Genomic DNA, 26393 nt, shown 5'->3' on the forward strand with positions numbered 1-26393 from the left:
CCGTCATTCACTGATGAGAGTCCATCGCCCGGCCTGGTACTGTTCGATCGTCATGGACTGAGCTGTCCAGAATACTCGGATAGCTCCCTGGCCTGTTGAGAGCAAATGGCGAGCTGTTGGATATGTGGCAGATAAGTGGGGAAGTTGAGCTAACGATTTGTTCGTACTCGCAATCGCGAAGCTCGGCTGTGCCCAGGCGCCGAGAACAATCGGATTCGAGCCCTTGGCGCCGTGATGCGGGACGATCAGCAAGTCAACGGACTTTGGTTGTGTCGTTTCCATGAGCGATTTGAGACCATCGCTTTCAATATCGCCGGTAAGCAGCATTCGCCTGCCCCCATACTGGCAATCCAGGACAATACTATTCTCGTTGTCACTATCACCCCAATCGGCTTCCCTGGGTGAGGGGTGAAGGACATTCAGCGTCACATCGGGATCGATCGGAATCTGATCACCTGCGTGCACGAAATGAATCTGGCAACCATTTCGGGCCAGCTGATCACAAAGCGCCAGATACGATGGCGACTGCTCTCGCAGTGAGGCATGCGAAATCAGCAGCTGTCGAATGGGGATCGTGTCTGCTAAATACGGCAGCAGGTTGTAGTGATCAGCATCGGTGTGTGAGATCACAACGAGGTCAAGCTGTGAAATGCCGAGTGTCGTCAGCGTACGACGCAGTGAGGTCACGGTGTAAGGTGTCCCGTAGAACGAACCGGCATCAACCAGCATTGTTCGTCCATTGGGCAGTTTCATGATCGTCGCATTGCCGTGACCGACGGCGTGGAACGTCAGTTCGATTTGCCGCGGGCGCATCCAGTTTGAAGCCTGCGTGATCCCCAGGCCAATCACGGCCCAGCCGACAGCGAGCGTCAGCGTATGACGATGCCAGCTTGTCAGTCCTCGGGTGGTCGAGAGAAAGAACAGAGGAATCGACCAGAGCGCAAAATAGACAGCCAGCCACCAGGTTCCCAGTCCGCTGGAATGGACGAGCATGAACGGGATCTGCTCCGACCAGATCACTGCTTCTTGAAGCATCACCAGCGACCAGTGCAGGATAAATGCCAATGGACTGACCAGGGCGGTGGGCAGCACCAGTAACGGTAACATCGCGACACCGATGCCGAGGACGAATCCCAGAAACCATGACAGCGGCACCGACAACAGCAAGCTGACAGCAGAGAACTGGCCGAATTGCTGAAGCAGAAACGGACCGGTAATGAAAACGATTCCCAGCGGAATCCAGAGAAACCCGAACTCGACCGCTTTCCACCATCGACGCCACCAGCTGAGTTTTTCAGGTTCGTCTGGCGGGTCGACAGGCCTGCGAAATGTTTCCCAGGCCTGATACCAGCGGTTGGCCTGGCTGATTGCATACAGGCACAGGAACGATAACTGTGCTCCCATGTCAAACAGTGAGGACGGATCGATCGCCAGTAACACAATCGTCGAGAGGACCAGCAAGTGATCCAACGGCGGGTCTCGCATCAACAGCGTCGCAGACATCCAGAGAGCAACCAGCATCCCGGCCCGGAGCACGGGCGGCCGTAAATCCACGAAGAACAGATACGTCACCAGGATGAAAAGCAGCAGCCATTGACGCTGCATCGGTGAAATCGGCAGCATCTTGATCACGACGACAAACATCGCGACGATCAAGGTCAGGTGAAGTCCCGAGATCGAGATGAGATGCATCAGGCCTGTGTTTTGAAACGCGGTCGAAACTTCGTCCGAGAGATCATCCCGCGTCCCAAGCAACAAGGCAGCAGCCAGCGGATACGTTTCGGCGGGCATGACCGCACGCAAACGATTCTGCAGATATTCTCGCGCCTGCTGCCGTGCATTCAACAGATCATTGAGCGGGGTCCAGCCTGAAGGAGGCAGCACCTCAATCGACTCCGGATGATCGACACGCAACGTCGCCGCCAGGCAGTGGTCTTTGAGATAGCGACCATAGTCGAAGTCCGTGGGGTTCAGTGGAGGCGACGATGCGCGAAGCTGGCCATACAGCTTCAATCTCGAGCCAGGCGTCAGATCGAGTCGTTCGCCATCAATACTGACCACAAGACGTCCCGAGATCGGCGTTTCTCGTTCAGGTTCGATCAGAGACTGACAATCGAATTCCAGACGCGTGTAGATCTCTGGCGTTGATGTAGGGCCAGCCATCAGCGTGGGGCGAGTCCGAGTCGCAGGAACGCTGATGACATGCCCGGTGAGAACAACAATCGAACGATCCTGATGAACCCAGCAGCGGATGTCGTTGCTCGCGGCCATTTCTCGTTGCGTATGCGAAGACAGTCCGGAAACTGACGTGATGGCAATCAGCGTTAGGAACGAGGAGCCGAGGAAACGACTTCGAAGATTCAACCAGAGTAGAAAGCAGACTCCAGTCGTTGTCAGCCAGACGAAAAAGCTCAGTTTCCAGACATCATCAACAACAATCCCCAGAACCATAGCCGTCAGCAGCAGGACGGTCGGATGTGGACGCGGAATGGCGTGCATTTCACGTAAACCGGGATAGTGAGTAAGTGCATTGAGCGCGTTAAGGAAGACACAAAAAAAGGCAGGTGTGTTGCACCTGCCTTTGGGAATTCACAATCACTTCGCCAAAGAAAATTACTCGGTGGCGCTTGGCAGCTTGTCAGCTTTGATCAGATCGCCGAATGTTTTGCCTTCGATGGCGCTCTTACCAGCTTCTGCTTTGGTGAGGGCTTCCTTCAGCTTTGTATCGTCTTTTTCATTCTTGGCAGTCAGGCTTTTGCCCATTTCCTTGGCGTATTCGTTGCGCTCTTTTTTGCTGTCTTTGTTAGGGTGACACATCATGCACTTGGTTTCGCTGGCAGCAGCTTCCAGATTTGGATATGCCTTCTTGAAAGCAGCCAGATACTGTGCTCGGGCATGAGCTGGTGACGTATAACCGCATGTGAGAGCAATACTAAGCACGAACATAGCCACGATCGAGGTACGCATTCCGGTTACTCCTTGGTTGTTTTCAGTGATTCGGGTGGGCGATGGGCGAGAATCAGGCGGGGCGAAGGCAGGCAAATCAAGCAGCACAGAACACTGCTGCGATGTTTTGTCACAGACATTTAAGACGACTTTTTTGGTGGTGTCAATGCCCTGATGTCGGACTGATCAACATTTTTGGATGCTTCCAGTTTCCCCAGTCGTCACAGATTCACTTTTATGGAGAAAGTGATGTTTCCAACATCGGCATCAGATTGGTCGGACGTTTCCCCTGAAAGCGAACGCAGAGGGAAATTCGGCGAAAAATGAGATTCCAAAATGCCTTCCGTGAATCGTACTGGCTTGTTTTGATCGTGAAGGATCAGATCGAGCTGCGTTCGAATAAGTCCGGCGTATTCATCAACTCTTCATGAGCACGCAGTTCCAGGACGCTGCGCCGGAGTTGGCGCATTTCTTTACTGAACTCCGATTTGATTGACTGAAATTTTTCGATGGTGTGCATCAGACTGGTCGTCGAAAGATCGCCATCAAGGAGCCCCTTCATGACAGCAGTCAGTGATGGGACAAACTTGTCCTGATGGTGGCTGAGCGCTGCTTTGCCATCTTTTTCGATCGCGATCGCGAGCTCTTCGACCTTGCGTCGATCCTCCGCCTGCTCGATCGGAGTCAGCTTCTTCAGGCCGGTTCGCTCTTTCTTAGTGCGAATTTTCTTTTCATCGACGAGACGTCCAAACGGGCTTGCGGAGACGTTGTTGTCGACGATCATCGAACGGACCTGCTGGAGGCCTCGTTTGGCGCGTTCGAAGTTGGGATCGATTTCGAGCGCTTTTTGGTACTGTTGCTGGGCTTGTTCGAGAAGACCCATATCCCGCAGTGTATTGGCCAGATTTTGATGGGCATCGATCTGCCCGGGATCCATCTTCAGGACTTCGCGAAACGAAGACAGCGCGAGGGCATTTTGTCCTGTGCCCCGATAAGCAATTCCCAGATTGTAGAACGCTTCTTTCGAGCGGGACGACTTCTGCAACGCTTTTCTCAGACAGTCAATCGCTTTGGGATACTGCTTCGTGCGATTAAAGATCGCGCCCAGGTTGATCAGCGGACGGTGGTCACGCGGATCAAGGCGTGTCATGCGTTCGAAATGCTCTTTGGCCTTCTCGTAATTCTCGAGCTGGAAGTAACACTGCCCCAGCCCTTCGTGTGGCTCTAAACTCGCTTCGTTGATTTCCAACGCTTGTTCGTAAAGATTGATTGCGGATGCGTAGTTCTGATCTGCAATCTCTTTCGCGGCTGCGTTAAGAATCACCTGGATCTGCTGGTCCTGTGCCATCGACGTCTTTCTCAGCAGGGTAGCTAACACTCGCGAGCGGCGCTCGTTCTGACCGGTTGACAGACAACGGTCATTTCAGATGTGGCCTGCATTGTAATCACTCGGACCGAGACCGTCGATATGCTTCCAGAAATTCTCAGACGGACCGTACAAGGCGCAGTAAACGAACGTCAGTTGATGATGACCTCATCACCAGCATCGAAGGTCAGCGAGTTGGTGACGGCAGCAAACAGCGGTTTCAGATCGGCCTCTTCCTGATCGTAATACTGGCACATGATCAGAATGGTCACGCGCCCTGTCCGAATCGCGAGCAGTTCAGCCGTGCTAATCAGATCGTGGCAGACGAATTCGAGTTCCTCTTTGAGATAGGGATGACCACCGAGTTTGCCAGTCGTCGAGTAACGATCCATTTCTGGATAGCTTTCCGCGAAGGCAGACACGGAGGTCTCCATGACGTCTTCAGGCCGAGGGCGATCAGGCATGATCGTAATCGACCAGAAGCCAGTCTGAGCCGTGGAAAGCGTCACGGTGATCGCTTCCACGTCTCCCGATTCATCAACTTCCCAGGCGCCGGGGTAACGAAAACAGACGCCGTGTTTTTGGTAGAGCTCGCCGTTCATGTTGCTGTTTCAGTTGTATCCTGCAAGATGTACTTACCGCGGTAAAATGGTGACCAGATCAGGAAGATGATCGCTGTCATGAGCATACATGCCGCAAAGAACCAGTAATAGTTCGCACCATCCATGAGCGGATTTCCTGCATCCTGCAGATCACTAATGACACCATTGACGTAGGCCGTGAAATAATTTCCAAACGCGACCGACATCAGGTACAGGCCCTGAATGAAGGACTTCATCTTTTTCGGCGCCTGAGTGTACGAGAATTCGAGTGTGGTGATCGAGACCATCACCTCAGCTGCCGTGATGACGATATACGCCAGCAAATGCCAGATGACGTGAGGCTTGAGACCCTGTTCGATCCAGACTTCGACAAGCCCGGTAATCAGAAACGCCAGTGTTGTGATGAATAGACCAGCTCCGATTTTGCGAAGAGGTGTGACCGCGATAAAGCGATTCAAGAATGGGTAGAGCCCATAAGAAAACACGGGAATCAATACCATCACCAGGGCAGGGTTCATCGCCTGAAGCTGCGAAGAGAGAACTTCCCACTCCCCCTGGCTGTTGGTCAGGTAGGGAATATTGAATCCGAAGTCGACGACTCGGTTCATATCTTCTGCCTGCAGAACCCAGGCGGAGCCTGTCTGATCAAACAGCGCCCAGAACATCACAATCAGCAGATACAGCGGGATCAGGTTAGCGATCGCCGATAGCCCTTCTTTGCTGAACGTTTCTTCAAAGAATTTGCTTCCCCCTGCAGGAACATGAACGTACTGATGACGTCCCAGCCAGAACATGAATGTGGCGATAGCCATCAAAATTCCGGGGACGCCGAACGCCCATCCCGGGCCAACTTTATCCAGGAGAAATGGTGTCAGAAGGGTGGAGAAAAAGGACCCGAAATTGATCGAGAAATAGAACCAGCTGTAAACCTTGCTCACCAGATGCTGATTCTTCTTTCCAAACTGATCACCGACGTGTGATGAGACACACGGCTTGATTCCCCCCGACCCGACAGAGATCAGCGCCAATCCCCAGAACAGCAGCGTTCGAGGTTCGATGCCTTCGACGACCGAAGAGTCCATCAGAGCCAGGACTCCGTGGCCGAGGCAATAGACGATCGATAAGACCATGATGGTCGGATATTTTCCAAACAGCCAGTCCGCGATGATGGCTCCGAATATCGGGAGAAAATAGACCGCTGCCACGAAATTGTGATACCACTCTTTCGATTCCGTCTCATCCATGAACGCGGGCGCGCCCTGCGAATTGAGCAAATACTGCGTCATGAAGATGACGAGAATGGTTTTCATTCCATAAAAGCTGAACCGCTCCGCCGCTTCGTTTCCGATGATGTAAGGAATCCCCGGGGGCATGCCTTCCATTTCGTAGGGCTTGGTCGCGTATCCGTGACTGTCAGTCGGTGGAGAATGCGGATTTTCCATGGGCGAGTCAGGAGTCGTCTGCGACATGCGTATCTTTCAGCGTTTCTCGATCAACCAGGTCTGGCTGAGTTGGATTTCAGCGCCTGCATCGGAGGCACGATGCGAGTCGAGTCCAAGCGTACCACGGACCGGCTGATTCCCAAAGTCAGAATTGCCTTACATGTCACCACGTCGTCGAAACGGATAAAACCAGACACCATAAGGCAGGAAGCGAACCGTTAGCGGATCGGCAAACATCCTCGGATTTGCCAGCACCCAACTGTATTTTCCGATCAATAATTCCTCCGGAACACAGCTCGCGACCGTATCCTCCGGCGTACATGGTCGACAGTCGACCAGTTCCACGTCCCCGACCAGCAGGCCGTAGGATAATTCGTCCAGTTTTACTTCGAATTTCGAGACAGCCCGACGCGCAAACTCTTCTGTCGCAGGACGACGCGAACTGTAGATATAAATCCGCCCACGTACATTCGTCGGCTGACTACGAATTTCAAGCGTCTTGAAGCCGCGGAGAATCAGTTCCGCCCAAGGGTGTTTGACGCCGAGCGCGAGTTGATTCAGATCTGTCTCACTTTGAACATGCTGTTCAGCCGGTCGTTTCAACAATTAAGTTAGTCCTTCAATTTTCAGGTAGGAGCGGTATCTCTGAAAATCTGACACGTTGTGCGTCAGTAGTGTCGATATGCCGTGCGAAAGACAAGTTGCAACAATAGCTGCATCGTGGATCTGTTTGCCGCGGGCGATTCCGGAACTGAGCAAATTGAGAAGCTGTTGCGTGACTTCTGATGTTTCATCAGCTATCTGAAATCGCTCTGAAAGCGAGTCGACTTGGCGCATCGCCTTTGCGGGCCATGGTTCATTCAGAATTCCGGGGCGCGTAATCTGCACAAGATATTCACGAATAACCTGCCGGCTGATCCAAGCGATTTGTCCATCACGCTTGATCGTTTTCAATTTGCTTAGCGCAAGCTGATAAAGCGGAGACGTTGGAATGCTGGCGAAAACGAGCACATTTGTGTCGATAAAGATGTCAGTTTTCTTCATCAGTACCATAGATTTCGTCCCGAGTCATTGGGAGACCATCAATCCAATTCGCGTCCGTCAGAACGGGAAAATCCTCGTCGTCCTCTGTGATGTGAGTGTTGTCGTCAAGAAAGGCGACAAACTTATGAACTCCGGCAGGGATATCATCGGGGAATTGAATTGTTCCACGATGGCTCTCATCGACTTGGACTATGAGCTCGATTCGTCGGGAAATCATTCTTTTCTGCCCTTTTACACGCTTTGCTCGAATCTCAAAAATGGCGTATCAGCCAAACTTGAATCCGTCTATAATTATGGCCTTCTCACCATGGCATCTGCAAATAATAGACAAGAGGATACCAAGCTGGTGACGCCTTTTCGAGATTATTTTGTCGCGACAGTCTTCACTCTGGTAGTCTTTGCCTGGCAATGCATTGCGCCAGTGGCAGCTGCACCGCTTAAACAGACTCCGCGTAGTCAGTTGCTGAAGGGTGTCGAATCTCGGCATTCGGATTTGAAGACGATCTTCCAGGCTGATCTCACGCGACTCTCAGACGAAGCAACCGCTCAGAACCTGACGGGGCTTGTCGAAGAGATTTCGCGTTTGCAGGTGGTTTTGGCCTCCGTAGAGACTGTTTATACCCGGCCGCCTCGCGACGTAGAAGCCTCACTGCCGTTGACCATGCCCGAGCAGGAGCGTGCGCTGCGAGTGAAGTATCAAACGCTGCGGAACGAATACTCAAAAGCTCTCTATAAACAGGCGGAAATGACCCTGAAGGGCAATCTCGCCAGCGTCTCTTACGTGATGCTGCTGGAGATTGTTCGTGTGTCTCCCGACCATGCTGATGCACGTCGAATTCTTGGCTACGAACTTTATCGACAGAAATGGGTGACCCCGTTTGAACGCAGGATGATCGAAGACAATCTCATTGATGATCCTCGCTTTGGATGGATTCACAAAGATGATGTTGACCGTTACCACAGCGGCGAGCGTCGCTATGCGTCCAACATTCCGGGATTTGCAGGCAAAGGCAAATGGCTGCCAGAGGATCGCGATAACGAATTGCGGCGTGATTTTCGTTATGCCTGGGAAGTTCGTACTGCAAACTTCCTTGTAAAAACGAATCACTCACTGGAAAAAGGCGTCGAGATTTCGCGGGCTCTGGAAGATTTCCATGAGTACTTCCGCTTTCTCTTTGCAGGATTCTATACCACGCCTCAGCAGATTCAGGCGCTGTTTCGTGGTGGTCAGAGCGGCCGCGCACTGCCGAGCAGTCAGCTTTACGTCGTGCACTATTACGCGAACAAAGATGAGTACGTCCGCACGCTGATCAACAAGATTCCCATGGTGGCTCAGACCAACGGAATTTACATGCAAGACGATAAGATCGCCTATTTTTATCATGACCCCAACGATGCCAGCCTGGCACCGATGTATCACGAAGCAACGCATCAGCTGTTCTACGAAAGCCAGCAAAAACATCGAAAACCAGGCAATCTGGCACACTTCTGGATCATCGAAGGAATCGCCTGTTACATGGAATCCTTTGAACGATCGGCCGACGGGCAGTCGTTTTCAACCGGGAATCCGAATTACGTCCGATTTGTCAATGCACGCCAGAATCTGGCTGTACGGAATGTTTTTCTGCCGTTTGAGATGATGGACCAGATGGGGCAATACGTCTATCAGCAGGCCACGCTGCCGGTCCTTCAGCAGCGTTACAGTCAGTCGACCGGCATGGCGCATTTCTTCATGCACTATAACGAGGGCGAATACCGAGATGCCCTCGTCAATCACATTTCGCAGCTTTACAGCAGCATGCCTCGCGTTGCGGAGAATCCAGACACGCTGGATCGTTTGACCGAGACGTCCTTTGGTGAACTCGATCAGGCTTATCGCAGTTATTGTCTGGAACTTGACCGACAACTGGCACTCGACGAAGCAGTACCAAGACCGACTCACGCTCAATAGCCAACCTGACTCAGCATTTTGTTGAGGACTTTTTCTTTCCGATCCGCTTCATCGACTCGATCTTCGTCAGGCTCTCAACGGCATCGGGGACTTTGCAGGCGGTCTCACCCATTTCCACGCGGACTTTTCCGATCGCTTTGGCGATTCGCAGTGTCTCGGGGAAGAGTTCCTTGATGCCCGCTCCTACGCTGGTCACGAACCCGTTCATCACATAGCGAACGCGATTGGCCTGCTGGTGGATTGATGTTTCGCATCGAGTCAGCAAGTCGCGAATCTGTTCCAGATCGAGGACCTCGTCATCGCGGGTCATGACGACGAGACTGTAGGTACTCCAGCCGCTCGACTGGATGTTGGGCGATTTGGAATCGATCCATTTCATCGCGAGTTTGGTTGCATCAGGATGTTCAGCCGCTACAAACGGGACCGCATATTCGCTGAGCATGTACCAGTCGGCGGTTTTTGCCCAGTCATTGAGCTGTTTGGTCGACATTTGGCTGCCATCACCCAGCAGACTGGCGAGGTAACGGGCGTCGGAATTTCCGGTGTCCCAAAGAGGCTGGACGAGGTCCTGTCGTCCTTTGAGCTGTTTGAGAATGACCTTGAGGTCAGCCACTTTGACCCCATACATGTTCTCCGGGGCACCATGACGACGAAAGGTTTTGACAGTCTGTTCGCTGCCCAAGGATTTCAAACGATTCATGACATCTTCGAGCATCATCGATTCGACCAGTCTCAGGACGGCGTCATTTCAATGACATGATCCCCTTCGCCGAAGAGAATCATATCAGCCATTCCCAGGAACAGGCCATGTTCGACGATTCCGGGAATGCTTTGAAGCTGGATCGCCAGCTTTTCTGGATCATGCACGACATCGATCTTCAAATCCAGAATGACATTGGCTTCGTCCGTTAATTTTGGCGTATGACCGTCGTCTCGAACACGGAGGACAGACGGATAGCCGAGCTGATCGAGATACTCTTTGACCGGAACAACAGCCATTGGAACGACTTCCACGGGAACGGGAAATCCGCCCAGGGGGTCTCGTCGTTTCGAGGAATCGGCGATGATAATCAGCTTTTTCGAAGCAAACGCGACGATCTTTTCATGCAGCAAGGCCCCGCCGCCACCTTTAATCAAACGGCACTGAGCATCGAAGCGATCCGCGCCATCAATGGTCAGATCGACTTTCGGATGATGGGACAAGTCGCTGAGCCTGATTCCGCAATGCTTGGCAATGCGGGCACTTTCTTTCGAAGTCGCGACGCCGATGATATCGAGTCCTTGCTCAACACGCTCGCCGAGCAATTCGATGGCGATGGCAGCTGTCGAGCCACTTCCCAGGCCGACGACCATGGCTTCGTCAATCATCGAGACGGCAACTTTCGCTGCCTGAGTCTTTTCGTGACGTTTCGAATCGTCGCTCACAGGAGGCCCCACTGGTGTTTAGGTTGATCAGAACTGGCTGCATGACAGAATTCCAGCTGTCAGACCGTTATCGCAGAATTTCCCTGAGTTGGCGAGTGTGACTAGAATGAAAAGGCCTGCTTTTCCCGACGAGGACCATCAGACGAACGCTCGTTCGTGATTTCTTAGGAAGTCAACAGCTGACTCCGAGGAGCAAATTGCCTAGAATGAGGGGAAATTGTTGCAAGGAATTTGGTCGTTACTCGTCTTCCCACACGTTTCTCATTTATTGTCTGGGGATTCTACGATGAAATTATTCTCTTCGTTTGCCGCTGCTGTCACATTGTTCGCTGCTGCCACGTTTTTGATCCTGCCGGTTGCCAATGTTCTTCATGCTCAGGAAAAGCCGATGACTGACCCTAACCTCAAGCTTGCGACGTTCGGTAATGGATGTTTCTGGTGTACCGAAGCGGTGTTCCAGAATCTCAAAGGGGTCAAGAAAGTTGTCTCGGGGTATTCCGGTGGTAATCCCAGCATGATTACTTACAAGGAGGTCTGCACCGGGCTGACCGGGCATGCAGAAGTCATTCAGATCACTTACGACCCCAAAGAAATCAGCTTCGAAGAGCTGCTCGAAGTTTTCTGGAAAACACATGATCCCACGACCCTCAATGCGCAAGGGCCTGATCACGGCACCCAATATCGCTCTGTCGTTTTCTACCACGATGAAGAGCAGGGCAAGATTGCGACCGAATACAAAAAACAATTGAACGACGATAAGGCCTTCCGACGTCCCGTCGTGACGGAAATCACCGCGTTCAAAGAGTTCTTCCCGGCTGAGGCCTATCACCAGAATTATTTCAACGACAACCCGGAGCAGGGTTACTGCCGGGCGGTGATCGCGCCGAAAATTCAAAAGTTTAAAAAGCAGTTCGCCGAGAAGCTGGAGAAGTAAGAGTTCGGAACTGACATACCAGACAGACTGCAAACAGGTGCGGGTTTCCCTCTTGTTTGCAGTCTTATTTTTTCAGACAAGAACCTCTGCTCGGTTCTCGTGTCATTCGGACACAAATGATCTCCCCCACCGCTTTTACACGCCTAAATTGCCTTCCATGACGACTCTGCAAGCTTCTATTCCATCGTCTGAAACCTCGGCACGTCCGCATCTGGGATTGCTGCCGATGTTTTTCATCGTCTTTATCAGTATGCAGTCGATAGCAGTCACGCTGTCTGCCTTACCGATTGAACTCAATCAGGTCCTCGGATTCAGCGACTGGGTGGTCGGGATCACGATGGGGATTCAGGCGCTTGTGACGGTGGCGCTCCGGCATCGCGCGGGGTCATATTGCGATACTCGGGGCTCAAAAGAGGCTGTCTGTCTGGGGCTTTGGATCGCGGTCGTCTCTTCTCTGTTCTATCTCTTAGCGGCTGCTTCCATGTGGACCCGCGAGGTCATGCTGGCTTGGATTATTCTCAGTCGCATTCTACTGGGAATCGGAGAAGCTCTCTTCATTACCGGCGTGATGAGTTGGGGCATCAGCCGACTTGGTGTCCGCAAGACTGGTAAAGTGATGACCTGGCAGGGGATCGCGCTGTATTCCTCGATGGGACTGGGCGCATCCCTGGGGCTGTTCCTTCAGAAGCAATATGGTTTTGTGAGCGTGGCGATGGTCTCTTTGGTTGCTCCCTTAATCGCGCTGGCGATTGCGATTTCCACTCAACGGGTTGCTGCACTGGGCGGGCATCGGGCGTCGTTTCTGGAAGTCATCAACTTGATCTGGAAACCAGGGATGGTCCTGACGCTTGCGTCGGTCCCCTTTGCGACGATGAGCGCGTTTCTTTCGTTGTACTATGAAAACCGCGGCTGGACCGGCGATACGGTGACGTTGACGGCGGGCTCTGCGATGGCAGGGTTTGGAGCGGGCTATGTTCTGGTTCGACTCTTCTTTGCTCACTTGCCGGACAAGTTCGGCGGTGTTGCGGTTGCGGTCGGATCATTAGCGATTGAGGCTGTCGGGCAGGTCATGCTGTGGATGAGTCCCAATCCGCTCATTGCGTTCATCGGTGCAACGCTGACCGGAATCGGCTTCTCCCTGATCTTCCCTTCCATGGGGGTCGAAGCAACACGACGTATCCGCAGCGAACAACGCGGACAGGCCGTCGGGAATTTCATCGCGTTCTTCGACATTTCGCTGGGGGTGACTGCTCCTACTGTCGGGATCGCGATTTCGTACCTGGGATATGGTGCCTGCTTTTCACTCGGCAGCTTCGCGGTGATTCTGGCGTTGGCCCTCGTGCCGACAATCACGGCGACGAAGGTTGTTGAGGCATAACTCACTCCTTCGGGATCAAAAATCCCAGGTGGTGTGCTGCATGGATCCACTGCAACTGCTTCCAGTTTTCCAGATCGATATCACAGAGAATGTAGGGTGGCAAAGGCCCTGGGAACACGTCTGCTTCTCGAACCAAATTGAGATAGCGATCAATCAGTTCGGGCTGCTCATCTACGACTTTGGGTTCTGGCAGCAGGAATTTCGCCGTCATCCCGCCGGCTTTCATGCCGCGGTTCTTAAGAGCCGACCGAGTTAATGGCTCGCCGAAGAGCTTTCGGAGGATCCACGGCATGCGTTTGCCCTTGGGACGCAACCCGGCTTCGATGGTTTTGCTGAGGTGATCGCAGATCTGGGAGAGATTCCACTTGCCGAGGCGGTCATATCCTGAGGCTTTCAATCGCTCGACTTCTGCGATGACGTCCGAGCCATTTCTGAAATCTAACGTCCGTCTGGAAACTGCGGCGGGCATGTATTGTCTCCTTTGAGAATGCGCTCAATGTGGAAGGAATGTCTTCAATTGGCTGACGTGCGTCAGCGTCAGCGGGACGTACTGGCTGATATCAGGATGAACTGGAAAGAGAGTTTTGGTGAGTCGAGATTGAAGTTCAGCGAGCCCTGTTCCTGCTTTCGCGGACACTTTCACATCGATTGGCAACTGCAAGTCAGTGGTTGAATGGGCGTCATCGATTTTGTTCAGGATGGTGATTGCCTGGGGATACTGGGTTTTGATCTCACGGGATGTTTCCCAATCGGGATTGGTGGCGTCGATCACAATCAGGATGGCGTCCGCCTGCGTGAGACGTTGACGCGTTCGCGCGACCCCTTCTGCTTCAATTTCATTGTCCGCGACTCGAATGCCTGCGGTGTCCGATAACTCGATCGGGTAGCCATTGATCGATACGGTCGAGGTGACAATATCGCGAGTCGTCCCGGCCTGCTCGTGAACAACGGCACGTTCGAAGCCGAGCAGGGCATTGATCAGGCTCGATTTCCCGACATTGGGAGGACCTGCAAGGACAACCCGTTGAGGGCGAAGTCGTCGTTGGCCGTAGTCGAACCAACGCACTGATTCCTCGACGAGGACTTGGGCATCATCATGATGTCCGTTTGCCAACAACGTTTTGACGTTTGCTTCAAGCAGCGTCTGGTTGTCACGCTGCTGCAGGACGAAGATCGCCTGCGGCTCGGTTGAGACGGCTGCCAGGAGTTGGTCCCAGCTCGGGCCTGCTTCCTGATTGGTGGTGTATGCATCCCAGCCCGACGTTTGCGAAACTCCATGGGCTTTCAAATCGTCGATGATGCGTTTTTGTGGAGCGGGGCCGCCGTGGCAGTGGAGTTCGAAATGATTCTCATCGACTCGGCAGAGGACAATGTCTTCCTGTCCCCAGCGACCGTAAATGATGCGACCGACTTCCAGCGTGAACAGATTTGCCTTTGTACGCGACTGGAAGAGTTCGGTATCGACCAGCAGCGACATCGGCGCACAGACTCGTAGCGTCGCGACACCGCCGGTGCCGGGAGGCGTAAGGACTGAGATCGTCGCGAGAGTCGTCATGATGATTGGCCGGAGGTCACTGTTTCGTACAACGCCACTAAACCACGAAGCCCCAGGTGAGGAATGACCTGTGTCTGGGAAGGCAGGTGAGGTTCCAGCAGTGGCGAAGCCCCGCCGGTGACATAAACCTCAACGTCCCCCGGGCACGTTGCCGACATGGAAGTCAGTAACTGATTGACGGCCCCGACGTGTCCCCAGTACAGCCCGCTGCAGACGGCATCGTGTGTATTCTTGCCGACGGCGTCTGGAATGCGATCAAACAGATCATGGACATTCAGCAGAGGAAGTGTCGTCGTGTATCGATGGAGTGCTCGGGCACACAATTCAAACCCGGGAAGAATCGCGCCGCCGAGGAATGCTCCATCCGTACAGACGAGATCAACTGTGGTCGCGGTTCCGGTATCGATGACCAGGGCTGTCGAGTTTTTTGACTTCAAACGATTTACCGCAGTCGCATTGAGAAGGCGGTCGGTTCCGACTTTGTCTGGGTAATCGACTTTGATTTCGAACGGGAAATCGGCTCGACTCTGCAGCTGCCAGGGAACCGGTCCCAGGCTGGCTGGCCAGGACTCGACGATCCCCAGCATCGCGACCGGATTGGAGCCCGCCATGACGGCTCGCAGATCTTGACGCGTCTCCAGGTTCAGTTCTGAAATGACAGACGACCAGTTGATCGGATTTGCAGACGACTGGGCGGTGGTCAGGCCAAAATTGGGAAGTGTTGTCCTGTCCGAGTGGTCTTGGATCTCGAACAGTCCGAATTTGGCACGGATATTACCAACATCGATGGCAAGGACGGTATGACTCATTGCCTCATACTAGCATGCGTCCCCGGTTGTCGTTACGCTGTGACACAGATTTTGACGGTTGTGAGATAATCCGCCGTGAGAAAAACTGCCGCGATGAAAACTATCGTGGCACTTTCCTTCTGGAAGACCTGAGATGACGACCCCTTCCCTAGCGCCGCTCGTCGGCATCATTATGGGCAGTAAATCGGACTGGCCGACGATGCAGCAGGCGGCGAAACTGCTCGACGAATTCGGCGTGGCTTACGAGGCCAAAGTCGTTTCTGCACACCGCACGCCGGACTTGATGTTTGACTATGCCAAGTCCGCTGCTGAACGCGGGTTGAAAGTTATTATCGCAGGTGCGGGTGGAGCGGCTCACCTGCCGGGGATGGTTGCCTCTCAGACGATCCTGCCGGTTCTTGGCGTCCCGGTGCAAAGTAAAGCCCTGTCCGGTCTCGACTCGCTGTTGTCGATTGTCCAGATGCCGGGTGGAATTCCGGTCGGGACGCTGGCGATTGGAGAAGCCGGGGCGAAAAATGCAGCGTTGCTGGCGTGTCGGATCTTAGCAACCGGCTGTCAGGAGCTGTCTGCGAAACTGGTTGAGTTTCATCAGAAGCAAACGCAGTCTGTTTTGGATGATCATCAACTTTAAGCTCCGTCTATTTATTTAAGAGGAAGACAGGGGGTTGACACCCCCCGCTCGCCTTTTTGAGATTGCCCATGTTGCAGCCTGGTTCGACAATAGGAATGCTTGGTAGCGGCCAGCTTGGCCGGATGTTTGCCCTTGCCGCCAGACGCCTGGGGTATCGCGTTAACGTCTATTCGCCGGACAGCGACTCGCCACTTGGGCAGATGGCGGATGTTGAATTCGTCGCGAACTATGACGATCTCGATCAGATACGTGAGTTTGCAAGAACGGTTGATGTCATCACGTACGAATTCGAAAACGTCCCCGCGGCGACCGCGCAGGCAGCTGAAGCGATCGTGCCTGTTCGTCCGGGACAAGCGATTCTCGAAGTGGCTCAGCATCGCGTACGCGAGAAGTCATCACTGAGAGATCTGGGGCTGCCGGTTCCGAAGTTTGAAGTGATCAAGAGTGTTGAGGATCTCACGAGAGCTGTTGGCGTGATTGGAACGCCCTGTGTGATCAAGTCGGCGACGACTGGCTATGATGGCAAGGGGCAAGCGGTCGTGAAGGCAGACAGTGACCTCGCTGCTGTCTGGAATAGCTTGGGAACGAAGGAAGCCATCCTCGAACAGTTCATCGAATTTGAAACAGAGTTCTCGATGATCGGGGCCCGTGGACTTGATGGCAGCTTTACCTCGTACGGTCCCATCGAGAACCGGCATCACAATCATATTCTCGACGTCTCGCTGATGCCGATTGCGTACCCTGAGTCGGCTCGTCAAACAGCAGAGGATGCATTGCGAACGGTCATGGCGAAGTATGACGTTGTCGGGGTGCTCTGTATTGAGTTCTTCCTGACGAAGACGGGCAACGTGATCGTCAATGAGATCGCGCCGCGTCCTCACAATTCCGGACATCTAACGATTGAAGCGTGTGAATGTTCCCAGTTTGAACAGCAGCTGCGAGCGGTCTGTGGATTGCCTTTGGGGAGTTCTCGGCAGCATTCACCAGCTGCGATGGCGAATCTGTTGGGGGATGTCTGGGAACAGGGTGAGCCAGACTGGGCGAAGTCGCTGGAGAATCCGTCGTCGTTTCTGCACCTGTATGGAAAGACGGATCCGCGCGTTGGTCGCAAGATGGGGCATCTGACGTACCTCGATCAGAGCAGCGAACAGGCGGCTATTGAAGTTGCCAGACTTCGAGCGCAGATTGCACGACAGTAATTTCAAACAGGCTTGTCAGGCTTTGGCAACCTGCGGTTTTGCACTCGTCAGCAGCTTTTCGATTTGATCGAGCGTCCGCATCAATTCCGAGACGCGTTCTTCAGGGATTTGCTGATGACCGAAACGCCAGGCATAGTAGGCGTCGGTCAGTTCATCAATGCCTTCGATTCGCGTCTGGGTTGGGAACATTGGTTCGAGCGTTTCGTGGCATACGTCGGCGAATTCCCGGTGTGTCTGGGATGATTCACGTTGAAGCTGGTAGGCTCGCATGAGTTTCTGGAAGCGCTCGTAGAACTCGATGATCGCGCGTTGACGAGTTGCGCCACGTGCTTTGAGCAGACCACGTCCCCGCAGGAATCGGAAGAGGCGGGATGTGAACCAGACAAACCCAATCACGACAGCAAAGAAGCTGCCGACGATCAGTCCCCCCTGCCAGCTGAAGAGTCGCTCGGGGTGGCGGATAAACTCCATGATGACTTGTTTTGTGATTTCGAAAAACTGGCCTTTGTTGAATACCGAGTCATACAGTGATTTCATGTTGTTGAGAAAGGGCTGGTAGAGCAGTTCTTTCTGGCGCGCAAACGACATTCCGATCACATAGTTTTTCCAGAAGTCGTCACTGAATCCGAAGGAACGCTTGATTTCGTCTCCGCTATTGGCACCGAGTTCCTGGTTGCGAATCGCAGGAGTGGGATCGAGCGTGATCCATTCATAACGATTCTTGGCAGTGTTCTCGTTCAACGCCTCGACCCATGTATGGGCGAATCTTTGAAGGACCGTCAGTTCCTTGCGAGTATCGTTCCACTGTCCTCCTTTGAATCCCCCAGCCATACGAGCCGGGATGTCGACGGCTCGCAGCATCAGAACCATCGCGGAGGCGAAGTACTCGCAGTGTCCTTTGCGACGGTTGAAGAGGAAGTCGAGAACAGGATCAATGTTGGGATTGGCGACTTCCTGATTCAGGGTGTACGAGAATTCCGGGGAATTCAGGAATCTCTGCTCGAAGACTTCCATGACTTCGCGATTCGTCAGGGCTCTTTTTTTGTTTTTCTCGGCGTCTGCTTTCCACTGTCTGGCCAGACTGACCAACTCGCTCATACCGGGATCTTCTGGGAGCTGGAGGGATGCTTTGATGTATTTTGTGTTGACGAGATCGTCGTACTTTTCCATGGAAACGGGAGTAATGTCATGTCGAGGCTGGAGTCCTTCGCTGGATGCGGGGGTGTAGAGGGCATACTCCAGGGAATCGACTCCACCACGCCTGCGCATGATGACGGTGTCGTTGAGATAGTTAATGAAGATCGTGGGAGCACGAGTCTGGTCCGTCGCGACGATCGGCTGCATGGCAAAAATGCGAGGCGACTGGACGGTTTCGAGGATGAATTTTTGACGGACATAACGTCCCGATGTCGGGACTTCCGGGGCTGGATAGGTCTGGCGTTGATTGACGACCGTTTCCCAGCGTCCATTGCTGTAATGCTCCAGTGCGGATGCTCGAAATAATGGGAGGTCATATCCCCAGCGGACAGACATATCAGGGATATGCAGCCTCGGGCGATTTTCTTCCGGCATGTTGATCGCGGCGTCGTAGTCCTGAAACTGCACGTACATCGCGGTCTGGTTGTTTTCGCGGATGTTTCCTGTCTGCCCCAGTTGAACGGATTCGGTAAAGCCCGTCATGGACGAGATGAGTGGCGAACCGGGCATCTCTCCTGAATAGGCCATCCGGTTCAGCCAGACACGCGGGGTGCCAGCAAAGAACAGGCCGCCGATCGCTATTGATATCAGACTGATCATGCAGACTCCCGCGACCAGTCCCGAGGTAATCCACTGACGACCCGAATCAAGGTGAATGCTTCCGCGCGACGAGCTGTGGCCAGGGTTCAGGTAGGCCATCGGATCGCGTTTGATGCCAAATATGGATGTCGGAACCACCGATTCCTTTTCAGGTTCTTTCGCTTTGCGTTCCTGGTTTTCAGAGACCATTCTGACACGAAGACCAGCACGGTAGACCGAAAAAACGACCAGCGTCCAAGTTGAGATCATGACATACAAGATCGTCAGGAAACCGTAGAAAACGTGGTTGGTGAGGACTGCTGCAATCGCCATTTGAAGCAAGGAGAGGGCGGCCAGTGTCCAATAATTCTGAAGACGCTTTTCCTGTAGCAAGACGATCCAGATGAAATAACTGACCAGGTGAGCCGACGAAAGAATCCGCTGTTCGGTACCGCTGAAGAACTCGAACCCGGTTGCCATGATGGCGAGGATCCCGAAGATCGCAGCGATCGTGGCATCAATGACGACAGATTTTCGCAGGTCGGTGTAGAAGTATGTAAAGACCGCGATCGGGATGGTCAGAACCGTCGGGAATAAAGAGCCTTCTGCAATTGTCAGCGTCAGCGTCGACAGGCAGATCATCGCCAGGACACTCAAGCGGAAAACTGACATCGGGTGGTTCATGGTCAGACCTCAGATCGCCAGACAGATTCGGGAGAAGACAGATTTAGCGGAAAACAGATTTAGCGGAAAACAACTAGTGCAATTGAAAAAAGGGAGCGGTCTTTTCAGGTGAGGCTTCAATAAAATGAAACCCATCAAGGACCTGCCAGGATTTCTGCAAATACTGTTGAAACTTGCCGGACGTCTGTTGTTCAGCCGGACGAGTCGTCAGCATGACAAAACGGCAATTGGCAGGGGGATGGTCGAGAGTATCTTTCCAGTAGTCCCAGAATTCCTGAGCATCGCCGGGCTCGACGAGCGCCATGATGTTGAGGAAAGACGCCATCGAGTTGAAGTTGTCCTGATTCGACCAGCTGGCAAGAGTGCGACCAGCAATGATGACGTTCATGGAGGTCTCTCCCGAGCCCTGCAGCTGATCGACGCCCATGGTCGCGATGAGACTGACCGCGTTTTCAACAACGATCGATTCCTGAGCTGATGGCTTTGCGGGAGCCCAGAGATCCAGGAACAAAATCAGGTCCCGATCGCGGCTTTCTCGAAACTCGCGGACCATCAGCTCGTTGCGACGGGCGGTCGTCTTCCAGTGAATCGTGCGAGGATCATCACCCGAGCGGTATTCGCGGATATGGTGAAACTCGTCATCCATGTTTCCGCTGCGGAAACGGGTTTGCTGCGTCAGGTGAGTCGAGGATCGCAGAATGCGCTTCCAGCCACTTTGCAAAGACCCCAGACGCGGATAGACAACCATTTCCTGAGGCGAATCAACCAGCAGGCCGCGTTCTACAAATCCCAGGGGAAAGCGAGTGAAAATCTGGGCGGGCCCGAAGAGATACTTTCCACGTCGCATCGGGCAGAGCTGGTATTGAGTCGTTCGCTCATCGTTTTGCGGAACGTGCAGAAACAGGACGTTGCCGTTGATCAACTCGGTGCGGTTGCGGATCGTGTCTTTGATTCCCATCAGGAAGGAGGGGAACAGACGCTTGTTATTGCGAAGAGTAATCGCGATCGAAACGGGGCATCCCACCATGACGTGATTCGGGATCTTGCGCGTAATCTGGATCTTCCGGAGCATGTTGTAGCCGACGGATCCATTGACGACGAAGGCCCCTGCCATCATCGAGAAGATGAGCAGCAGCAGGTTCGATTGCCCCATCATTGCCCCAATGAAGAACGCGAACATCATCACGAGGAAGATGATGCCTTCTTTGGGTAATGAGAACGTATCCTTGGAACTCGGTTTGCCGATCTTGAAGTTCTTCAAGCTGAACATGAAGGGCTCGTTTCCAATAGAATTCTGGAGTACTCGTTACTCGTTCAAGGATTACGCATGGCTGTGTGCATCGCTGGGATACGCGTGGCTACGCACTTCCTCGATATAACTCTGAACGGCGGAGGTTGTCTTGCCCTTCAGGTCTTCAAATCGCTTCACAAACTTTGGATGGAAGTCCTGTACGATCCCCAGCATATCGTGCATGACGAGAACCTGACCATCGCAGTGCGGACCTGCTCCGATGCCGATGGTCGGGATCGACAGTTGAGAGCTGATCTCGCGCGCCAGATCTTTCGGGATCAGTTCAAGCACGATCGCGAAGGCACCTGCTTCTTCGACGGCTTTGGCTTCCGCGATAATTTTATCCGCGTCACGCTGGATTTTCGACATGCTTCCGAAAAGGTGGACCGATTGAGGGGTCATCCCGATGTGTCCCATGACGGGAATATCCGCGCGGACAATCCTGGAAATCGTCTCGGCCTGATCGACGCCGCCTTCGAGTTTCACGGCGGCAGCTTCCGTTTCTTTCATGATCCTGCCGGCACTCTCAACGGCTTGCTGAGGACTGACTTGATAGCTCATGAACGGCATATCGACGATCACCAAAGCGCGTTTGGCAGCGCGGGCGACCATTTCGCCGTGGTAGATCATGTGATCGAGCGTGACGGGTAGCGTTGTATTGCGACCCTGGACCACCATCCCCAAAGAATCGCCAACGAGCAGTGTATCAACGCCAGCTTCGTCGAAGAGACGGGCAAACGGATAATCGTAGGCCGTCAGCATTGTGATCGGGGTTCCGTGCTGCTTCATCTCACGCAGCATGGGGACGGTGACTCGTTTTATCCGGGCAGGTTTATCAGTACTCATGAATGTCGATCGTTTCCTCATCTCGAAATCAGCCGACCCGATGTCTGCCGATGATCAATAATATCCGTTCGACTGACGAAAGTCTTGCCTGTCTGTTGATTCACACGACGAATTCATATTCGAGTGGGTGACTGGGGGCAGGCTTTCTAGCTGACACCAGTTCCTGCGTGGTTGGATGCACATTCTTGGGTCAGCGATCGATCCTGACGCCAGCCACCCGGTCGCGGTTTTGATGCGCGGACAGGGGAACCTGACCCGTTGTGTTCCCTTGCGGGAGAATTTTCGTTCTAATACCTGTTCGCGCGATAACGTCGAGTCACTGTCAGGATTTGCAGGCTCGGCCGACATCCCAGTTCACAGGATTAACGATTCCACACGAAAGTGACGTCATGGCAGAGAAGGTCATCATTATCGGTTCAGGTCCATCAGGTTGGACAGCAGCCATTTACGCTGCTCGTGCTGACCTCAACCCGCTTGTTTTCGAAGGCGCTATCACTGAAGAAAACCGTCAAAACGGAACCCTGCCCCTCGGACAGCTGGCGTTGACGACCGAAGTTGAAAACTTCCCCGGATTCCCTGCTGGCGACCTGGAAAGTTACCTCGACCACTCGATCGCCAAAGAGCGACGTCAATACATGGGGCCGCACACCAAGCATGGTGTCTCTGGACCAGAACTGATGGAGTTGATGCGTCAACAGGCATCGAACTTCGGGACTCGCATCGTGACTGATGATGTCGTCGAAATCGATACGAAATCAACACCTTTCAAATTGAAGACCCTGTCTGGCGAGACCTATGAGGCTCACTCGGTCATCATCGCGACCGGTGCGAAGGCCAACTACCTGGGGCTGTCTTCCGAAGATGCGTACAAGAACCGTGGAGTTTCTGCCTGTGCGGTTTGTGATGGGGCGTTGCCTCGCTTCCGTAATAAGCCTCTCGTCGTCATCGGCGGCGGTGACAGCGCGATGGAAGAAGCGACCTATCTGACGAAGTATGCCTCGAAGGTTTACATCGTCCACCGACGTGACTCGTTCCGCGCCAGTAAGATCATGGCTGAGCGTGTCATGAACAATCCGAAGATCGACATCAAGTGGAATAGCGCCATTGATGAAGTCATCGGCGAAGAGAAAAAAGGTGTCACGGCTGTTCGTATTCGTCACGTCGACGATGCCAGCCAACAGGAAGTCCTCGAAGTCTCAGGCTATTTTGCAGCGATTGGCCACACCCCGAATACCGCCTTCCTCAAAGGCCAGCTTAAGACCGACGACAAGGGTTACCTGATCTGGACCGTTCCACAACGGACCAACACCAGCGTCGATGGCATCTTCGCGGCCGGCGACGTCGCCGACAGCTACTACCGTCAGGCGATCAGCGCCGCCGGCACCGGCTGTATGGCCGCCCTCGACGCCGAACGCTGGCTGGGTGCGAATAACATTCACTAACAGCAGATTTTTGACTTACGCCGTAGGGTGCTGGTGAGGCTTTGCGAACCGCACCAAATGTGGGTATGAAAGTCGTTTGACTGACAGCGCACAATTGGTGCGGTTCGAAGACTCACCAGCACCCTACTCCTATAACACTCACGAGCCTTGCAGCAAGGACCCCAGCATGTTGACCAAAGAAGGATGTCAGGCACGTCGCGAACGTCTCTGGAAAGCTGTCCCCGAGAATCTCGAATGGATCCTCGTCGCGGACCCGCGTCACGTGAATTACCTGTCCAACTTCCTCGTCAACCCGCAGTCGTTTTCCCGCAGCGAACGTGGCCTGCTGCTGCTGGAACGCGACAAGGGTGCCACGCTGATCGGCGATAACTTCTCGCTGCGGAGCGCTGCCTCAACGCCGTTTATTGATCATGAAATTATCGAGCCCTGGTACGACCATAAACATTCTGTGATCAACCGCGATCATGCGATGTTCAATGCTCTCAAACAGGTCGCGGATCGTCTTTACGGACGACCAGGGGCTGTCGAAGCCGAGTGGCTGCCTGTCGGTGCCTATGAACTCCTCGGCCTTGATCTCGAGTCTCACTCGACCAACCAGGAAGCGGGACAGAAACGCAATCCAACGTCGGCTGCCGACATCGGCACGGTCATTCGTGAACTGCGTCGACGAAAGATGCCGGACGAACTGGCGCTCATGAAGAAGTGCATGGAAGCCGGTGCTGCTGGTCAGGCTCGGGCGCGAGAAGTCTGTCGCGTGGGGGTGACCGAGCTGGAAGTCTTCCGTGAAATCCAGTCCGCTGTCATTGATGCTGCCGGCCAGGCTTGCCTGATCTACGGCGACTTCCGTGCCTGCACGCCGGAGAAACCTAAGCAAGGTGGGTTGCCGACGAGCTATGCGTTGAAAGAAGGGGATCTGCTGGTCCTCGACTTTTCAGTCGTCATCAACGGCTATCGCAGTGACTTCACCAACACGATCGCTGCCGGCACGCCGACCAAGCAACAGGAAGAACTCTTTGCGATCTGTATGGCTGGGATGAAGGCGGGCGAGGCGATGCTCAAGGCCGGTGTCGCTGCCAAGGATGTCTACGCCGCTGTTGCTGCTCCTTACCTCGCTGCGGGCAAGAAAGACTCCTTCACCCACCACGCCGGCCACGGCCTCGGCATGGCCCACCCGGAAGCCCCAATCCTAGTTCCCGAAAGCACCGATACGCTGGTCGCCGGTGACGTCATCACCCTCGAGCCGGGCTCGTACATCGAAGGCATCGGCGGCATGCGAATCGAGCACAATTACCTGATTACCGAGACTGGCAGCGAACGCCTGAGCAATCATGTGATTGCATTGAAGTAGTTTTGAATTGGTTTAAAAAGACAAAGGCCATCGAGGTCGGTTTGATCCAATCTCGATGGCCTGACGTTTGCGCCTGCGTTTGCTTTTGGAACTGAGGCAGAGAAGACTGGAACGCAGAGAGAACAGAGTTGAGCAGAGATCGCAAAGTTCAAAAGTCCTCTTTGACCCCCTTGGCGTCTTCGCGGCTTTGCGTTGAATCTGGATTCCCTTCACTGCGAACTCTGCTTTCCTCTGCGTGCTCTGCGTTTCAGTCATCTCGGCAAACTGAGAGCAGCCACGCATCCACAATGCTCTATGCAATGAATTTTCCCGCAAAAATCTTCCCCCGCGCGGGAAAACGACGTCCATTTCTGCTACAAAAGCCAACGCAGCGGGCGAGTACATCCGTCGCCTGAGTACCGAATCAATTCGCAGGTCTTACCAGTCAAAGGACACTTCATGAGCATGGTCATTACCGGAGTCACAGCGCGTCAGATTCTCGACAGCCGCGGAAACCCAACCGTCGAAGTGGACATCGAGCTCGAAGACGGCACCGTCGGCCGTGCTGCAGTTCCATCAGGGGCGTCAACTGGTACTCACGAAGCCTGCGAACTTCGCGACGGCGATAAGTCCCGCTACCTGGGCAAGGCTGTCACCAAGGCTGTTGAAAACGTCAACGACGAACTCGCCGATGTCCTGTACGACATGGACGTCACAGATCAGATCGGCATCGACCGTGCGATGATCGAATGTGATGGGACCGAAAACAAATCCCGCATCGGGGCTAACGCCATCCTCGCTTGCTCACTGGCTTGTGCCCACGCTGCTGCCCGCGCGACCTATCTGCCATTGTTCCGCTATGTCGGTGGTGTCGCTGCCTGCCGTCTGCCGGTTCCGATGATGAACATCATCAACGGCGGTGCCCACGCCAACAACGGCATCGACATGCAGGAATTCATGATCATGCCAATCGGCTTTTCCAGCTTCAGCGAAGCTCTGCGAGCTGGTGTGGAAACCTTCCATACCCTGAAGAAAGTTCTGTCTGATATGGGCATGAGCACAGCCGTCGGTGACGAAGGTGGTTTTGCTCCTGACCTCAAATCCACCGAAGATGCTCTCGATGTCTGTATGAAAGCCATCGAAAAAGCGGGTTACAAACCAGGCGAGCAGATCAAGCTGGCTCTCGACTGTGCATCCACCGAATACTTCGATGCCAAGGCCAAGGTCTACACCCTCGAAGGCAAGAAGTACTCTCCAGCCGAGATGGTTGAGAAGCTCGCTGGTCTGGTCGGCAAGTACCCGATTTGCTCGATCGAAGATGGTTGCAGCGAAGACGATTGGGACGGCTGGAAAGGCCTGACTGACGCCATTGGCGATAAGTGCCAGCTCGTCGGCGACGACCTGTTCGTCACCAATCCTAAGCGTCTTCAGCAGGGGATTGATCAAGGCGTCGGTAACTCGATCCTGGTGAAGGTCAACCAGATCGGTTCGCTCTCGGAAACCATCCGCGCAGTGAACCTCGCTTACCGCAACAAGTACACGGCCGTCATGTCTCACCGCTCTGGTGAAACCGAAGACACGACGATCGCAGATCTCGCGGTTGCACTGGGCACCGGTCAAATCAAGACCGGCTCTGCCAGCCGCACCGACCGTATCGCCAAGTACAACCAACTGCTCCGCATCGAAGAAATCCTCGGCGACGACGCTATCTACGGCGGCACGATCAAGTAATTGCAGTTCAGCAA

The 26393-nt window shown here is 53.8% G+C and carries 23 protein-coding genes; 8 read left to right on the forward strand and 15 right to left on the reverse strand.

The genetic code is table 11. The features are described from left to right. Window positions 1–3: 3 nt before the first annotated feature. From SH248x_RS00970 to SH248x_RS01000, 7 genes are all read right to left on the reverse strand, one after another. Window positions 4–2499 (reverse strand): ComEC/Rec2 family competence protein, encoded by a 2496-nt coding sequence (locus tag SH248x_RS00970; RefSeq protein ID WP_459556641.1) that lies wholly within the window; start codon window positions 2497–2499, stop codon window positions 4–6. Window positions 2500–2613: 114 nt separating this feature from the next. Then, the gene (locus SH248x_RS00975; protein WP_459556642.1) at window positions 2614–2967 is read right to left on the reverse strand and encodes a DUF4485 domain-containing protein; all 354 of its coding nucleotides are present in this window, start codon (window positions 2965–2967) and stop codon (window positions 2614–2616) included. A 358-nt stretch (window positions 2968–3325) separates the two neighbouring features. Next, window positions 3326–4294, reverse strand: coding sequence for a tetratricopeptide repeat protein (locus tag SH248x_RS00980; protein ID WP_459556643.1), 969 nt, complete (start codon window positions 4292–4294; stop codon window positions 3326–3328). Window positions 4295–4464: 170 nt separating this feature from the next. Then, window positions 4465–4914, reverse strand: a complete 450-nt coding sequence (locus tag SH248x_RS00985) for a hypothetical protein (RefSeq protein WP_459556644.1) — start codon at window positions 4912–4914, stop codon at window positions 4465–4467. Continuing rightward, window positions 4911–6383 (reverse strand): POT family MFS transporter, encoded by a 1473-nt coding sequence (locus SH248x_RS00990; protein WP_459556645.1) that lies wholly within the window; start codon window positions 6381–6383, stop codon window positions 4911–4913. Before SH248x_RS00990 ends, SH248x_RS00985 begins: the two co-directional genes overlap by 4 nt. A 129-nt stretch (window positions 6384–6512) precedes the next feature. Further along, complete coding sequence (locus SH248x_RS00995) at window positions 6513–6959, reverse strand: ASCH domain-containing protein (RefSeq protein WP_459556646.1); 447 nt, start codon at window positions 6957–6959, stop codon at window positions 6513–6515. 3 nt (window positions 6960–6962) lie between these two features. Further along, the gene (locus SH248x_RS01000; RefSeq protein WP_459556647.1) at window positions 6963–7409 is read right to left on the reverse strand and encodes a type II toxin-antitoxin system VapC family toxin; all 447 of its coding nucleotides are present in this window, start codon (window positions 7407–7409) and stop codon (window positions 6963–6965) included. Between the two features lie 298 nt (window positions 7410–7707). Here SH248x_RS01000 and SH248x_RS01005 point away from each other — a divergent pair, with 298 nt between their 5' ends. Continuing rightward, window positions 7708–9351: a DUF1570 domain-containing protein gene (locus tag SH248x_RS01005; protein WP_459556648.1), complete on the forward strand. Its 1644-nt coding sequence runs from the start codon at window positions 7708–7710 to the stop codon at window positions 9349–9351. A gap of 10 nt (window positions 9352–9361) precedes the next feature. Here the strand turns inward: SH248x_RS01005 and SH248x_RS01010 are convergent, their stop codons facing one another. Then, window positions 9362–10069: a DNA alkylation repair protein gene (locus SH248x_RS01010; RefSeq protein WP_459556649.1), complete on the reverse strand. Its 708-nt coding sequence runs from the start codon at window positions 10067–10069 to the stop codon at window positions 9362–9364. Between the two features lie 14 nt (window positions 10070–10083). Beyond that, window positions 10084–10776, reverse strand: coding sequence for a ribose-5-phosphate isomerase A (gene rpiA, locus SH248x_RS01015; RefSeq protein WP_459556650.1), 693 nt, complete (start codon window positions 10774–10776; stop codon window positions 10084–10086). A 286-nt stretch (window positions 10777–11062) separates the two neighbouring features. Between rpiA and msrA the strand changes: the two genes are divergently transcribed. Together msrA and SH248x_RS01025 are read left to right on the forward strand one after the other, a co-directional pair. After that, window positions 11063–11710 (forward strand): peptide-methionine (S)-S-oxide reductase, encoded by a 648-nt coding sequence (msrA, locus tag SH248x_RS01020; protein WP_459556651.1) that lies wholly within the window; start codon window positions 11063–11065, stop codon window positions 11708–11710. Between the two features lie 157 nt (window positions 11711–11867). Next, a complete protein-coding gene (locus SH248x_RS01025) occupies window positions 11868–13088 on the forward strand; it encodes an MFS transporter (RefSeq protein WP_459556652.1) in 1221 nt (406 codons plus the stop codon). A 1-nt stretch (window position 13089) separates the two neighbouring features. On the opposite strand, the gene SH248x_RS01030 is transcribed toward SH248x_RS01025, so the two are convergent. From SH248x_RS01030 to SH248x_RS01040, 3 genes are read right to left on the reverse strand one after another with little or no spacing between them, the layout of a single operon-like run. After that, window positions 13090–13557 (reverse strand): DinB family protein, encoded by a 468-nt coding sequence (locus SH248x_RS01030; RefSeq protein ID WP_459556653.1) that lies wholly within the window; start codon window positions 13555–13557, stop codon window positions 13090–13092. Between the two features lie 24 nt (window positions 13558–13581). After that, the gene (locus tag SH248x_RS01035; protein ID WP_459556654.1) at window positions 13582–14643 is read right to left on the reverse strand and encodes a tRNA modification GTPase; all 1062 of its coding nucleotides are present in this window, start codon (window positions 14641–14643) and stop codon (window positions 13582–13584) included. Beyond that, window positions 14640–15452, reverse strand: a complete 813-nt coding sequence (locus tag SH248x_RS01040; RefSeq protein ID WP_459556655.1) for a type III pantothenate kinase — start codon at window positions 15450–15452, stop codon at window positions 14640–14642. Before SH248x_RS01040 ends, SH248x_RS01035 begins: the two co-directional genes overlap by 4 nt. A gap of 133 nt (window positions 15453–15585) precedes the next feature. On the opposite strand from SH248x_RS01040, the gene purE reads away from it, so the two are divergent. Together purE and SH248x_RS01050 are read left to right on the forward strand one after the other, a co-directional pair. Continuing rightward, window positions 15586–16083: a 5-(carboxyamino)imidazole ribonucleotide mutase gene (purE, locus tag SH248x_RS01045; RefSeq protein ID WP_459556656.1), complete on the forward strand. Its 498-nt coding sequence runs from the start codon at window positions 15586–15588 to the stop codon at window positions 16081–16083. A 68-nt stretch (window positions 16084–16151) separates the two neighbouring features. Beyond that, window positions 16152–17282 carry a 5-(carboxyamino)imidazole ribonucleotide synthase gene (locus tag SH248x_RS01050; RefSeq protein WP_459556657.1) on the forward strand — a complete coding sequence of 377 codons (1131 nt, stop codon included), beginning with the start codon at window positions 16152–16154 and terminating at the stop codon, window positions 17280–17282. Window positions 17283–17297: 15 nt separating this feature from the next. On the opposite strand, the gene SH248x_RS01055 is transcribed toward SH248x_RS01050, so the two are convergent. The 3 genes from SH248x_RS01055 to panB form a co-directional block, all read right to left on the reverse strand. After that, window positions 17298–19730 carry a transglutaminase TgpA family protein gene (locus SH248x_RS01055; RefSeq protein ID WP_459556658.1) on the reverse strand — a complete coding sequence of 811 codons (2433 nt, stop codon included), beginning with the start codon at window positions 19728–19730 and terminating at the stop codon, window positions 17298–17300. Window positions 19731–19815: 85 nt separating this feature from the next. After that, a complete protein-coding gene (locus SH248x_RS01060; RefSeq protein ID WP_459556659.1) occupies window positions 19816–21012 on the reverse strand; it encodes a DUF58 domain-containing protein in 1197 nt (398 codons plus the stop codon). Window positions 21013–21063: 51 nt separating this feature from the next. After that, window positions 21064–21879 (reverse strand): 3-methyl-2-oxobutanoate hydroxymethyltransferase, encoded by an 816-nt coding sequence (gene panB, locus SH248x_RS01065; protein ID WP_459556660.1) that lies wholly within the window; start codon window positions 21877–21879, stop codon window positions 21064–21066. Window positions 21880–22268: 389 nt separating this feature from the next. Here panB and SH248x_RS01070 point away from each other — a divergent pair, with 389 nt between their 5' ends. From SH248x_RS01070 to eno, 3 genes are all read left to right on the forward strand, one after another. Further along, entirely contained in the window at window positions 22269–23321 is a 1053-nt protein-coding gene (locus tag SH248x_RS01070) for an NAD(P)/FAD-dependent oxidoreductase (protein ID WP_459556661.1), read from the forward strand. A gap of 166 nt (window positions 23322–23487) precedes the next feature. Next, window positions 23488–24669 carry a M24 family metallopeptidase gene (locus SH248x_RS01075; RefSeq protein WP_459556662.1) on the forward strand — a complete coding sequence of 394 codons (1182 nt, stop codon included), beginning with the start codon at window positions 23488–23490 and terminating at the stop codon, window positions 24667–24669. Window positions 24670–25107: 438 nt separating this feature from the next. After that, window positions 25108–26379: a phosphopyruvate hydratase gene (gene eno / locus SH248x_RS01080; protein ID WP_459556663.1), complete on the forward strand. Its 1272-nt coding sequence runs from the start codon at window positions 25108–25110 to the stop codon at window positions 26377–26379. Window positions 26380–26393 lie beyond the last annotated feature (14 nt).

The sequence above is a fragment of the Lacunimicrobium album genome (assembly GCF_052161635.1).
In the GTDB taxonomy this organism is placed as follows: Bacteria; Planctomycetota; Planctomycetia; order Planctomycetales; family Planctomycetaceae; genus SXPC01.

What these genes read in the sequence shown, in the direction of transcription:
- SH248x_RS00970 (WP_459556641.1), bottom strand. Translation starts at nt 2,499, where the DNA reads ATGCACGCCATTCCGCGTCCACATCCGACCGTCCTGCTGCTGACGGCT.
- SH248x_RS00975 (WP_459556642.1), bottom strand. Translation starts at nt 2,967, where the DNA reads ATGCGTACCTCGATCGTGGCTATGTTCGTGCTTAGTATTGCTCTCACA.
- SH248x_RS00980 (WP_459556643.1), bottom strand. Translation starts at nt 4,294, where the DNA reads ATGGCACAGGACCAGCAGATCCAGGTGATTCTTAACGCAGCCGCGAAA.
- SH248x_RS00985 (WP_459556644.1), bottom strand. Translation starts at nt 4,914, where the DNA reads ATGAACGGCGAGCTCTACCAAAAACACGGCGTCTGTTTTCGTTACCCC.
- SH248x_RS00990 (WP_459556645.1), bottom strand. Translation starts at nt 6,383, where the DNA reads ATGTCGCAGACGACTCCTGACTCGCCCATGGAAAATCCGCATTCTCCA.
- SH248x_RS01000 (WP_459556647.1), bottom strand. Translation starts at nt 7,409, where the DNA reads ATGGTACTGATGAAGAAAACTGACATCTTTATCGACACAAATGTGCTC.
- SH248x_RS01005 (WP_459556648.1), top strand. Translation starts at nt 7,708, where the DNA reads ATGGCATCTGCAAATAATAGACAAGAGGATACCAAGCTGGTGACGCCT.
- SH248x_RS01010 (WP_459556649.1), bottom strand. Translation starts at nt 10,069, where the DNA reads ATGATGCTCGAAGATGTCATGAATCGTTTGAAATCCTTGGGCAGCGAA.
- msrA (WP_459556651.1), top strand. Translation starts at nt 11,063, where the DNA reads ATGAAATTATTCTCTTCGTTTGCCGCTGCTGTCACATTGTTCGCTGCT.
- SH248x_RS01025 (WP_459556652.1), top strand. Translation starts at nt 11,868, where the DNA reads ATGACGACTCTGCAAGCTTCTATTCCATCGTCTGAAACCTCGGCACGT.
- SH248x_RS01030 (WP_459556653.1), bottom strand. Translation starts at nt 13,557, where the DNA reads ATGCCCGCCGCAGTTTCCAGACGGACGTTAGATTTCAGAAATGGCTCG.
- SH248x_RS01035 (WP_459556654.1), bottom strand. Translation starts at nt 14,643, where the DNA reads ATGACGACTCTCGCGACGATCTCAGTCCTTACGCCTCCCGGCACCGGC.
- SH248x_RS01040 (WP_459556655.1), bottom strand. Translation starts at nt 15,452, where the DNA reads ATGAGTCATACCGTCCTTGCCATCGATGTTGGTAATATCCGTGCCAAA.
- purE (WP_459556656.1), top strand. Translation starts at nt 15,586, where the DNA reads ATGACGACCCCTTCCCTAGCGCCGCTCGTCGGCATCATTATGGGCAGT.
- SH248x_RS01050 (WP_459556657.1), top strand. Translation starts at nt 16,152, where the DNA reads ATGTTGCAGCCTGGTTCGACAATAGGAATGCTTGGTAGCGGCCAGCTT.
- SH248x_RS01055 (WP_459556658.1), bottom strand. Translation starts at nt 19,730, where the DNA reads ATGTCAGTTTTCCGCTTGAGTGTCCTGGCGATGATCTGCCTGTCGACG.
- SH248x_RS01060 (WP_459556659.1), bottom strand. Translation starts at nt 21,012, where the DNA reads ATGTTCAGCTTGAAGAACTTCAAGATCGGCAAACCGAGTTCCAAGGAT.
- panB (WP_459556660.1), bottom strand. Translation starts at nt 21,879, where the DNA reads ATGAGTACTGATAAACCTGCCCGGATAAAACGAGTCACCGTCCCCATG.
- SH248x_RS01070 (WP_459556661.1), top strand. Translation starts at nt 22,269, where the DNA reads ATGGCAGAGAAGGTCATCATTATCGGTTCAGGTCCATCAGGTTGGACA.
- SH248x_RS01075 (WP_459556662.1), top strand. Translation starts at nt 23,488, where the DNA reads ATGTTGACCAAAGAAGGATGTCAGGCACGTCGCGAACGTCTCTGGAAA.
- eno (WP_459556663.1), top strand. Translation starts at nt 25,108, where the DNA reads ATGAGCATGGTCATTACCGGAGTCACAGCGCGTCAGATTCTCGACAGC.